General features: G+C 69.8%; 12 protein-coding genes. 8 read left to right on the top strand and 4 right to left on the bottom strand.

Annotated elements, in window-relative coordinates; translation table 11 throughout:
* Positions 1 to 9: 9 nt before the first annotated feature.
* Positions 10 to 1,542 carry a phosphotransferase gene (locus tag MQH10_RS23710; RefSeq protein ID WP_242566454.1) on the bottom strand — a complete coding sequence of 511 codons (1,533 nt, stop codon included), beginning with the start codon at positions 1,540 to 1,542 and terminating at the stop codon, positions 10 to 12.
* A gap of 172 nt (positions 1,543 to 1,714) precedes the next feature.
* Here MQH10_RS23710 and MQH10_RS23705 point away from each other — a divergent pair, with 172 nt between their 5' ends.
* Complete coding sequence (locus tag MQH10_RS23705) at positions 1,715 to 2,395, top strand: spermidine synthase (RefSeq protein ID WP_242566453.1); 681 nt, start codon at positions 1,715 to 1,717, stop codon at positions 2,393 to 2,395.
* A gap of 7 nt (positions 2,396 to 2,402) precedes the next feature.
* Here MQH10_RS23705 and MQH10_RS23700 read toward each other — a convergent pair whose 3' ends face one another.
* Positions 2,403 to 2,579, bottom strand: coding sequence for a hypothetical protein (locus MQH10_RS23700; RefSeq protein WP_242566452.1), 177 nt, complete (start codon positions 2,577 to 2,579; stop codon positions 2,403 to 2,405).
* A 109-nt stretch (positions 2,580 to 2,688) separates the two neighbouring features.
* On the opposite strand from MQH10_RS23700, the gene MQH10_RS23695 reads away from it, so the two are divergent.
* The 7 genes from MQH10_RS23695 to MQH10_RS23665 all read left to right on the top strand — a co-directional run bounded on the left by MQH10_RS23695 (position 2,689) and on the right by MQH10_RS23665 (position 8,335).
* Positions 2,689 to 3,420, top strand: coding sequence for an SDR family NAD(P)-dependent oxidoreductase (locus MQH10_RS23695; protein WP_242566451.1), 732 nt, complete (start codon positions 2,689 to 2,691; stop codon positions 3,418 to 3,420).
* 128 nt (positions 3,421 to 3,548) lie between these two features.
* Positions 3,549 to 4,238: a hypothetical protein gene (locus tag MQH10_RS23690; RefSeq protein WP_242566450.1), complete on the top strand. Its 690-nt coding sequence runs from the start codon at positions 3,549 to 3,551 to the stop codon at positions 4,236 to 4,238.
* Positions 4,239 to 4,405: 167 nt separating this feature from the next.
* A complete protein-coding gene (locus tag MQH10_RS23685) occupies positions 4,406 to 5,512 on the top strand; it encodes a M48 family metalloprotease (protein WP_242566449.1) in 1,107 nt (368 codons plus the stop codon).
* The gene (locus MQH10_RS23680; RefSeq protein WP_242566448.1) at positions 5,509 to 6,087 is read left to right on the top strand and encodes a hypothetical protein; all 579 of its coding nucleotides are present in this window, start codon (positions 5,509 to 5,511) and stop codon (positions 6,085 to 6,087) included. Before MQH10_RS23685 ends, MQH10_RS23680 begins: the two co-directional genes overlap by 4 nt.
* A 129-nt stretch (positions 6,088 to 6,216) precedes the next feature.
* Entirely contained in the window at positions 6,217 to 6,861 is a 645-nt protein-coding gene (locus MQH10_RS23675) for a DUF47 domain-containing protein (RefSeq protein ID WP_242566447.1), read from the top strand.
* Positions 6,862 to 6,869: 8 nt separating this feature from the next.
* A complete protein-coding gene (locus MQH10_RS23670; protein WP_242566446.1) occupies positions 6,870 to 7,886 on the top strand; it encodes an inorganic phosphate transporter in 1,017 nt (338 codons plus the stop codon).
* The gene (locus MQH10_RS23665; RefSeq protein WP_242566445.1) at positions 7,886 to 8,335 is read left to right on the top strand and encodes an NUDIX hydrolase; all 450 of its coding nucleotides are present in this window, start codon (positions 7,886 to 7,888) and stop codon (positions 8,333 to 8,335) included. The genes MQH10_RS23670 and MQH10_RS23665 overlap by 1 nt, the downstream gene beginning before the upstream one ends.
* On the opposite strand, the gene MQH10_RS23660 is transcribed toward MQH10_RS23665, so the two are convergent.
* Positions 8,322 to 9,215 carry a hypothetical protein gene (locus tag MQH10_RS23660; RefSeq protein ID WP_242566444.1) on the bottom strand — a complete coding sequence of 298 codons (894 nt, stop codon included), beginning with the start codon at positions 9,213 to 9,215 and terminating at the stop codon, positions 8,322 to 8,324. The two genes, MQH10_RS23665 and MQH10_RS23660, sit on opposite strands and share 14 nt — an antisense overlap.
* A 19-nt stretch (positions 9,216 to 9,234) precedes the next feature.
* Complete coding sequence (locus MQH10_RS23655; RefSeq protein ID WP_242566443.1) at positions 9,235 to 9,903, bottom strand: S1 family peptidase; 669 nt, start codon at positions 9,901 to 9,903, stop codon at positions 9,235 to 9,237.
* Between the last annotated feature and the right edge of the window lie 55 nt (positions 9,904 to 9,958).

The following is a 9,958-nucleotide window of genomic DNA, read 5'->3' as shown; positions in this document are numbered from 1 at the left end:
GCGGCGCCCCTAGAGCTTGTTGAGCCCGGTCTCCAGCCAGTAGAGACCGAGATAGAAGGCGGCGATGGCGGAATCGATGTCGTCGCGGGTGTAGCCGGACAGGGACAGCCAGATCAGGCCGTGGATCACCTCGATCCGCCCCATCTGGTCGCCGAAATATTCCGGGAAGATGGACTGGGCCGCCGGGATGAAGGCGGAGTCCTCCATCAGCACCTCGACCGTCTCGTGGTCCACATGCAGCTTGAACTTGCGGCGGTTGAAGGTGTCGTACCCGCCCACCGCTGAATAGTAGACCTTGGCGAAGTCGTACCATTCGTCGCCCATCACGCCGGGCTTGGCGAAATAGCCGCGGGGATCGATGAACCAGGTCCGCAGCTTGTCGTCGACCAGGGCGTTGGAGAAGGTCGCGTCGCCGTGGATCGGCACGAAGCGCGTCGGCTGCAGCCCGTCGATCAGGTCGGCCAGGGGGGCCTCGGGCTCGCCATAGAACGGATTGCGGCACTTGCGGCCATTGACCGTCATGGCCTTGCGGTCGAAGCCCGGCAGCATGGGCGAGACGCTGCGCACCCGGCTGACGGTCTTGTCCAGATAGACCTCGCGCACGTCGTCGGGATTGGCGTCGGTGCGGCCGAGATCGTGCAGGGAGATCAGGGCGTCCAGATGGTCGGCCAGGACGGCGCGGCGTTCGCGAGGCGTCAGGTCGGCCATCTGATAGGCGTGCTGGCCCTTGATGCGCTCGATGACCAGGGGCGCCTCGCCATAGACCTTGGGGATGCGCCGGAAGCCCAGGCCCTTGGCCGCGCCGTACCAGGCGACCTCGCGGTTGTGGACGTCGTCGAAGGCGTGGTCGACCACGGTCTTGGTGACCCGGGTCTCGCCCATCTCGACCTTGTTGAAATAGCGCGAGAAGCCGGCGCGGTCGTTGCTGGTCTCGATGGTGGCGAAGTCGCCGAGCTCCTGAAGATTGGGGCAGTCCAGGGTGGCGAAGTCGACCACCGCGCGGGAGAACCAGCGGACGAACTCCCCGCCGGGCGGCGGGGGCAGGGGCAGGCTGGCGGTGGTGGGGAAGTAGAACAGCCCGGGAATGCCGCTGGTCTCGCCGGGCTTCTCGTGCAGATGGCCCTCGGGCGCCTGGGTCCAGCGGCAGGTGAAGGCCGAGGTGGTGCAGACCACCGGCAGGGTGGTGTCGGGCCAGGGCGGCAGGTCGCCCAGGATCAGGTCGCTCCAGACCAGCACGGCCGGCGCGTCGGCGGGCACGCGGGCCAGGGCCTCGCCGACCCCGCCGAGCGTCCCTTCCTCCGCGGCGCGGATCAGCTCGTAGTCGACGCCCGGCGGATTGACCTTCAGATAGCGCTCGAGCTGGTCGTACATGTAGTCGCCGATGACCACGAAGGCCGCGTCCGGGAAGCGGTCGAACAGGTGGTAGAGGATCGGCTTGCCCTCGACCGAGACCAGGCACTTGGGCTTGTTCCAGGTGTGGTGGCGCAGGCGGCTGCCGCGGCCGCCGGCCTGGACCAGGACGTAGGTGCGGGGGGTGGTCACGCGAATCGTCCGGCGAGGTTGAACATCTGTGGACTGTCGCATGACGGGCGGGGGACGCCACGTCCCCGGGGCCGCGGGGCGACTGCGCCGGAACAGCGCAGGTTCGGCGCGTGACCTCGCCGCGCGCCCGGCGTATGCGGACGGCCTCCTCGTTTCGAAGGCGGCGCGCGCGATGATCCCCTGGGTCCACCTCGACACCACGACGGTCCCCGACGGCGGCGGCGAGCTGAAGCTCATGCGGCGCGGCGAGGAATATTCGATCATGGCCGGCGCCATCGAGCTGATGAATTCGCGGCTCAGCGGGTCGGAGGAGGCGCTGGCGACCCTGGTGTGCGACCGGCTGACCGATCGGCCCAAGGCCCATGTGCTGGTGGGCGGCTACGGCATGGGCTTCACTCTGCGCGCCGCTCTGGGACGAGTGGGACCGGCGGCCAAGGTCACGGTCGGCGAACTGGTCCCGGCGGTGGTGGACTGGGCGCGGGGGCCGATGGCCCATCTGTCGGCCGGATCGCTGGAGGACCCCAGGCTGGCCATCGTGATCGGCGATGTGGGCGCCTTGATCCGCGGCGGGTCCGGGACCTACGACGCCATCCTGCTGGACGTGGACAATGGGCCGGAGGGTCTGAGCCGCAAGGCCAACAACCGGCTCTATGACCGCGACGGTCTGGGCGCGGCGAAGAAGGCGCTGCGGCCCGGCGGAATCCTCGCCGTGTGGTCCTCGACCCCCAACGACGCCTTCACCGAGCGGCTGAGCCGGGCCGGCTTCGCCGTGGAGGAGGTGCGGGTGCGGGCCAATGGCGGCAAGCGCGGGGCGCGGCACACGATCTGGCTGGCGACCAAGCCGACGGCTTGAGGCCCGTCTAGCCCTTGGGCTTGAGGTCCGGACGCGAGGCGAGGAAGGCGGCCTTCTCAGCCGGGGTCAGGACCTTGGCCTTCTTCATGCGCGAGACCTTAGGCGTCGGCGGGGCGTAGGCGCTGGGGGCGGGCTTCTTGGTGCCGCCGGGCAGGTCGGAGAGCCGCTTGATCGGGGGTTTCATGCGCTGCTCCCGGTGACGCCGCGTGGGCCTTGTTCCTCCATGGCAGAGATTGGCCGCCGAGACGACCCTTTGCGGTTGACGCCGCGCGCCGCCGCGTCAGGAAGGGAGCATGACCGACACCGCTTCATCCCGCCCGCCCCACGTCCTCGTCACCGGCTCCACGCGCGGCATCGGCGCGGCCATTGTCGAGACCCTGACCGCCCAGGGCGCGCGGGTGGTGGGTCACGGCCGGACAGGCGGCGCGGGTGTGATCGGCGCGGACCTGAGCGCGCCCGGCGCCGGCGATCGCCTATGGGATCGGGCTCTGGCCGAGCTGGACGGGCGGATTGACGTGCTGATCAACAACGCCGGGGTGTTCGAGGCGGTCAGCGTGGACGCCTCGGACGAGGCCTGGGCGGCGGGATGGGATCGCACCCTGCAGATCAACCTGCAGGCCAGCGCCGATCTCTGCCGCCGGGCGGTGCTGCACTTCCGGGCCCGCGGCGGCGGCGGGCGGATCGTCAATGTCGCCAGCCGCGCGGCCTATCGCGGGGACAGCCCGGCCCACTGGCACTATGCGGCCTCCAAGGCCGGCATGGTCGGCATGACCAAGTCGATCGCCCGCGGCTACGCCATCGAGCAGATCCTGGCCTTCGCCATCTGTCCCGGCTTCGTCATGACCGGCATGGCCGAGGACTATCTGGCCAGCCGCGGCGGCGACAAGCTGCTCGCCGACATCCCGCTGGGCCGCGTGGCCGAGCCGGCGGAGGTCGCCAGCGTCGCCGCCTATCTGGCGCTGCAGGCGCCGGCCTCCATGACCGGGGCGGTGCTGGACGTGAACGGGGCGAGTTTCGTGCGCTAGGCGCACTTAAGGCGCGTGACTTTAAAATCTCAATTCCGGGTTGATTTCGCCTTCTGAGGCATACAAGCTGAGCCTTGCAACCGGGGGGAGCGGGCTGCAGCCCAAGGGCCGCGCCGCGAGGGGGGAATTTGAGGTCTTTGCTGGTGCTGCTGGCCTGCCTGGCCATGGCCGCCTGTACAACGACGGAGGTGCGCAAGGCGGCGCCCACGGCCATCGCCGCGCCGGTGGCGGATTCCAAGGTGATCGTGGTCAATCCTGACGTGAAGCTGGCCGTGCTGACGGCGGCGGGCTTGCAGGAACCTCGGGAGGATTGGAGCCAGTCGGCGCGCGCCAATCTCAACACCGCCATCAATGACGCCCTGAAGGGGCGGGCCCATCGGTTCGAGGCGCTCGATCCGCAGGCCTCGATGGACGGGCGCGCCGGGCAGTTGCTGCGACTGCACGAGGCGGTTGGCCAGTCCATCCTGGTCTACAGCTATGGTGGCCTGAGGCTGCCCACCAAGGCCAAGGGCTTCGACTGGACCCTGGGCGAGGGCGCGCAGGTGCTCGGTCAGCAGCATCAAGCCGCCTACGCCCTGTTCGTTACGGGCCGTGGGACCTACGCCAGCGCCGGCCGCGCCGCGGTCGTGATCGGCGCCGCGATGCTGGGGGTCGGGGTGCCCATGGGGTCGCAGCAGGTGTTCGCTTCGCTGGTCGATCTGCACACCGGCCAAGTAGTCTGGTTCAATGTCGCTACGGCCGGTCCCAACGCCGACATCCGCAGCGCAGAGGGCGCCGCAGCCTTGACCCGCGACCTGCTGAAGGGCGCGCCCCTGTGACGGCAGGGCGACGCCTCGCGTCGCTTTGGGCCGTCGCGGTCTTCGCGAGCGCCGCGACCCCGGCGGCCGCCGCCGCGCCGGCGGGCCTGCGGCCCCCCGGGCTGAAGCCTGAGCCCAGCAGCGCCGAAGCCGGCATGTGGGGCGAGAGCGACCGGGAGGAAGCCCATGTGCGAACCTCAGCCGAGCTCGACCAGGATCCGGCCCTGACGGCCTATGTCCGGGGCGTGGTCTGCAAGATCGCCGCGGAATATTGCGGCGAGCTGCGGGTCTATGTCCTCGACCGACCCTTCCTCAACGCGACGACGGCGCCGAACGGATATGTGGAGGTGTGGTCGGGGCTGATGCTGCGCGCCCAGACCGAGGATGAGCTCGCCTATGTCCTGGGCCACGAGGTCAGTCACTTCGCCCGCAACCACTCGATCGAGCGCTATCGGACCCTGAAGACCACGTCGAACGTGGTGCTTGCCCTGCAGGTCGGCGTCACCTTGGGGGCCGTGGTCGCCATGAGCGGGGCGGCCAACTCCGGGACGGTCAACGCCGGCGACACCATCGATTCCATCTCACGCGCCGCCCAGTCGATGAACGACCTGATCTATCTGGCGGGGATGGCGCGCTTCTACGGCTTCTCCCGCGAGAATGAGACGGAGGCCGATCGGCTTGGATATGAACGTGCGGTGGCGGCCGGCTATAGCCCGTCCGCCGGCGCGGACCTGTGGACCTATGTGGTGGCCGAGACCAACGCCTCGGAGTTTCCCACCGTCCGAAAGGCCGAGGCGCGGGGCAGCGTGTTCAACACCCACCCGATCACGGCGGATCGGATCGCCGCCCTGTCGAACCTGGGCGGGCCGCCGGGCGGCGCCCCTAACCTGACCGCGCGCCGAAGCTATCGCGCGACGATCCGCAGCCACCTCGGACCGTGGCTGAAGGACGATCTGCGTCGCCGCGACTTCGGCGAGACCCTCCGGCTGCTGGATCGGCTTGAGGAGGAAGGCGAGGATCTCGGGATCCTGGAGTTCTATCGCGGCGAAACCCACCGTCTGAGACGGCAGGATGGCGACGCGGCCGCGGCCCTGAGCGCCTATCGCGCGGCGACGACCCATGAGGACGCGCCCCCGGCGGCCTGGCGTGAACTTGCGGAGGCTCTGCGCAAACAGGGCGACCGCCCCGGCGCGGTCCAGGCCCTGCAAGCCTATCTCGTCCACGCGCCCAACGCGCCCGATCGCTGGCTGGCCGAGGCCAGCCTGAAATCCCTGACTGCTCCGGAGTCACCATGAGCCGCCAAATCCGCCTCACGGCGACCGTCCTGACCCTCATGCTGCTGACCAGCTGCGCCAGCATCACCAGCGTGCCCGCGGGGCCCCTGACCCTGGGCGAGGGGCATCCGGCGACCCTGGATCGCGAGTGGTCCGACATCTCGACCCTGACCGCCAGGACGCCACAGGTGCGGGTGCTCACCATCGACGGCCTGGCGCTCAATCGCCTCTATGTCGCCCAGGGCCTGAAGCCGGGCGAGGGGCTGACGCGGCCCATGGCGAAGGACAAGCCGGTGCCGGCCTATCGAAAGGACATGTCGCCGAACGAGGTGATCGAGTTCGTGTCCGACAGCGTGGCCGCCCAGGGCTATCAGCGGGTCGAAACGGGCGAACTTAAACCCGCGCGCCTGTGGGGGAAGGACGCGGTTCGGATCGAACTGACCGCCAAGACGGAGACGGGTCTGGAGGTGTCCGGCGTCGCCGAGGCGGCCGACATCGGGGGACGGCTCTACCTCATCCTCTACCTCGCGCCGAGCGAGCACTATTTCAATACCTACCTCCCGAGCGTGGAGGCGCTGTTTCACAGCGCGGCCTGATCCGGGGCGCGGCCGCGACGAACTCGCGCGGCGGCGCGGTATCATCCGGCCACGAACAATGTTTACAGCCCGCGCGACCGCGCGTAGGGCTGCCCCAAACCCGCGACTTCGCAGGAGATTCGGGCGGTCATGCTGAAGTGGTTCCAGGCTCTGATGCCGAAGGAAGATCGGTTCTTCGATCTGTTCGAGGCCCATTCGCGCACCCTGACCGCCGGGGCGCTCGCCCTGCAGCAGGTTCTGGCCGGCGGCGACGGGGTTCCGGCCGCCTGCGCCGAGGTGGCGCGGCACGAGAACGAGGCCGACCAGATCACCCGCGAGGTGCTGCTGGCGGTGCGCCGGACCTTCATCACCCCCTTCGACCGGTCCGACATCCACGACCTGATCAGCTCGATGGACGACGCCATCGACCAGATGCACAAGACGGCCAAGGCGATCACCCTGTTCGAGGTGCGCCAGTTCGAGCCAGACATGACGACGCTGGGCCAAGTGATCGTGCGCACCTCGGCCCTGGTGGCCGAGGCGGTGCCCATGCTGCGCAACCTGCAGGGCAATGCGACCAAGCTGAATGCGCTGGCCGAACAGATCTCGGCGCTGGAGGAAGAGTCCGACCAGCTCTACGACACCGGCATGGCGACCCTGTTCAAGGGGCCGGCCCGGGCCGATCCCATGGCCTTCATCGTCGGCAGCGAGATCTATGACCACCTGGAGAAGGTGGTCGACCGGTTCGAGGACGTGGCCAACCGCATCAGCGCCGTGCTGATCGAGCACCTGTAGGCGCGGCCGTGGACCTCGTGGCGACAGCGGGCCCGCTGCTGATCTTCCTGGTGGTCGTGGCGCTGGCCTTCGACTTCCTGAACGGCCTGCATGACGCGGCCAATTCCATCGCGACCATCGTCTCGACCCGGGTTCTGCCGGCCCGCTACGCGGTCATGTGGGCGGCGTTCTTCAACTTCATCGCCTTCCTGTTCTTCGGCCTGCATGTGGCCCAGACGGTGGGCAAGGGCATCCTCACGCCCGGGATCATCAGCGACGCGGTGATCTTCGGCGCGCTGGGCGGGGCGATCACCTGGAACGTGGTGACCTGGATCGCCGGCATTCCCTCCTCCAGCTCCCACGCCCTGATCGGCGGGCTGCTGGGCGCGGGCGTCGCCAAGGCGGGGCTCGACCCCGTGGTCTGGGACGGGGTCTACAAGACCATCGCCGGGATCGTGGTGTCGCCGGCGCTCGGCTTCAGCCTGGCCATGGTGCTGGCGCTGCTGGTCTCGTGGCTGTTCGTGAAGGCGACGCCGGCCATGGCGGACGGCGCGTTCCGCAAGCTGCAGTTCGTCTCGGCTTCGCTCTATTCCCTGGGCCATGGCGGCAACGACGCCCAGAAGACCATGGGGATCATCGCCGTCCTGTTATATTCGCACGGCATGCTGAAGGGCGCCTTCCACGTGCCGCTGTGGGTGGTGCTGAGCTGTCAGGCGGCCATGGCGGCCGGGACCCTGATGGGCGGCTGGCGCATCGTGCACACCATGGGCTCGAAGATCACCCGGCTGTCGCCGCAACAGGGATTCTGCGCGGAGACCGGCGGGGCGATCACCCTGTTCCTGGCCACCCACCTGGGCGTACCCGTCTCGACCACCCACACCATCACCGGGGCGATCGTCGGCGTGGGCGCGGCCCGCCGGGCCTCGGCCGTGCGCTGGAACATCGCCGGCAGCATCGTCTGGGCCTGGGTCTTCACCATGCCGATGGCCGGGCTGATGGGGGCGGGGTTCTACTATCTCGCCGTCCTGGCCGGGCGGGTGGTCTGATGGGCAAGAAGACCGACCGCGTCCGCCCGGAACCCGACCGCGAGCCCCGCGCCCAGTACGCCGCCGTGCCCTGGCGCAAGGGCGAGGACGGGATCGAGGTGCTGCTGCTGACCAGCCGCGAGACCCGGCGCTGGGTGCTGCCCAAGGGCTGGCCGATCAAGGGGCTGAAGCCCGGTCCGTCCGCGGCGCAGGAGGCCTTCGAGGAGGCCGGCGTGTCCGGCAAGGTCACCAAGAAGCCGATCGGCGTCTATCACTATGACAAGCGCCTGCGCAGCGGCCGCAGCCAGCATGTGCGGGTCTCGGTCTTCCCGCTGGAGGTCACCGCCGAGCTGGCGGTGTTTCCGGAGGTCGGCCAGCGCGAGAAGGAATGGCTGCCCCCCAAGGAGGCGGCCGTGCGGGTCGACGAGCCGGAGCTGAAGACCCTGCTGGCGGGGTTCAGGGCGAAATAGCCGCCGCGTGCGCGCGGGCGACCGGCACGGCGCCTGGCGGGCGCTGGTCCTGGGGCGCGGGCGCGTCCGTCGCCCCGGCGACGCCGGACGAGGTCTTGGGCGCGGCCTTGTAGGCCAGATAGGACCCGTGACTGATCGCCATCAGGGTGACGAAGTCCTTGTCGAGGGCGGGCAGGGCGTTCGCCGTCGGCGCGGTCAGCAGGGTCTGGAAGACGCTCGCCGCATAGACCCCCAGCAGCAGCAGGGTGATCGCCACCTGCTGGACCTTGCTCAAGTCCACCGAGAGCGCATTGCCGACCTCGTCGCCCCGGAACAGGTCGGTGAAGCTGGCGTTGGCCGGGGACTTGCGCGCATCGACCTTGCCGATGCTGCGTTCCGTGCCGCCTCTCGCGGTCGCCAGATCGTCCACCGACGCCGCCGAGGGCGTCTCCGCGGCCTTGAGCGACAGGATGGTCGGGGTGGCGACGAAGGAGGCGGCCGAGACCCCCATGGCCAGCAGCAGCTCGCCGGGGATGGTGATCTTGAGGCCTGCGCCGAGGGTCGCGATGGCCGTGTCGTGCAGCCGATAGGCGGCGAGCGTGATCAGGGCGCTGACCACCAGGGTGGTCCACAGCAGCATCTGCAGCTTGGACAGGCTGATCCGGTTGCGGCCGTCGATCGCCGCCCCCAGCACCCGGCCGTTGAGCGCCAGGCCGATGGCGGAAAGGACCGCCAGCATCAGGCCCGCTTCACACAGGAAGATCGTCGGCGCGCCGAAGCGCGGGGCGAGGATGGCGAGGACCGCCATGCCGGCGATCATGGCGACAGCGGCGCCGCCGGCGGCCCGTCTCTGGCTGGCCGGCATGGCGGGGCCGGCTCCGGTCGGTGGTTGCAGGCTCACGCGATGTCCTCCGGGCCCGTCAGTCCTGAATCCCGAAAATCTCCAGGCCGGGCCAGGCCTGGAGCACGGGGGTGATCGGGCAGAAGAGGCTGACGCCCTCGGCGTCGAGGCCGGCGACATGGAGGCCGACCACCTGCATGGCGTCATTGAGCACCGCCGCCCCGCTGTCCCCCTCCTGGGCGTAGAGGGGCGCGCAGGAGACGAGGCCCGCGAAATTGGCGCGGTCGCCGTTGGGATATTCCAGCTGGCCGCTCCAGTTGGTGGCCAGGACCGTGGCGGTCTTGCCGCCGCTTTGACCGCCCCAGCACCAGACCCGCATGCCCTGGGTGATTTGGGGCGAGGCGCCATGGGGCGGGCCCCAATCGCCGATCCAGGGGCTGACCGCCTTGGCGTCCACGACCTTGGCGATGGCGGCGTCCACCTGGTTGGTTCCGGTCGCGCCGAAGTCGATGCCGACCGAGGATTTCAGCCGGGCGATCGCCTCGGACCGCCCCTGCAGATAGATCGGCGTGCCCGGATCGCTCACCCCGCGCATGGCCAGGACATGGGCGCTGCCCAGGATCACGACGTCGCCGTCCAGGGTCGCCAGGCATCCCAGGGTCCCGGAGGGCCCCCCGCCCACGCTGATCCGCGATCCGCCCAGGGCGACGCCCGGCTTCGGCTTGGCGAGGCTGGGCGGCTTGGTCATGCGCCGCCGGAGGGGGCGACCGCGCCCGGCGGGCGGGCGGGGGCGGCGTCCTGCG

Source organism: Phenylobacterium aquaticum, assembly GCF_022695515.1.
In the GTDB taxonomy this organism is placed as follows: domain Bacteria; phylum Pseudomonadota; class Alphaproteobacteria; order Caulobacterales; family Caulobacteraceae; genus Phenylobacterium; species Phenylobacterium aquaticum.
The sequence above is the reverse complement of the archived record's forward strand: the minus strand, read 5'-3'. Positions and strand labels throughout refer to the sequence as shown.

Excerpts from the sequence above, each read along its gene's own strand:
- MQH10_RS23705 (WP_242566453.1), top strand. The coding sequence starts at position 1,715 with ATGATCCCCTGGGTCCACCTCGACACCACGACGGTCCCCGACGGCGGC.
- MQH10_RS23700 (WP_242566452.1), bottom strand. The coding sequence starts at position 2,579 with ATGAAACCCCCGATCAAGCGGCTCTCCGACCTGCCCGGCGGCACCAAG.
- MQH10_RS23695 (WP_242566451.1), top strand. The coding sequence starts at position 2,689 with ATGACCGACACCGCTTCATCCCGCCCGCCCCACGTCCTCGTCACCGGC.
- MQH10_RS23680 (WP_242566448.1), top strand. The coding sequence starts at position 5,509 with ATGAGCCGCCAAATCCGCCTCACGGCGACCGTCCTGACCCTCATGCTG.
- MQH10_RS23675 (WP_242566447.1), top strand. The coding sequence starts at position 6,217 with ATGCTGAAGTGGTTCCAGGCTCTGATGCCGAAGGAAGATCGGTTCTTC.
- MQH10_RS23665 (WP_242566445.1), top strand. The coding sequence starts at position 7,886 with ATGGGCAAGAAGACCGACCGCGTCCGCCCGGAACCCGACCGCGAGCCC.
- MQH10_RS23655 (WP_242566443.1), bottom strand. The coding sequence starts at position 9,903 with ATGACCAAGCCGCCCAGCCTCGCCAAGCCGAAGCCGGGCGTCGCCCTG.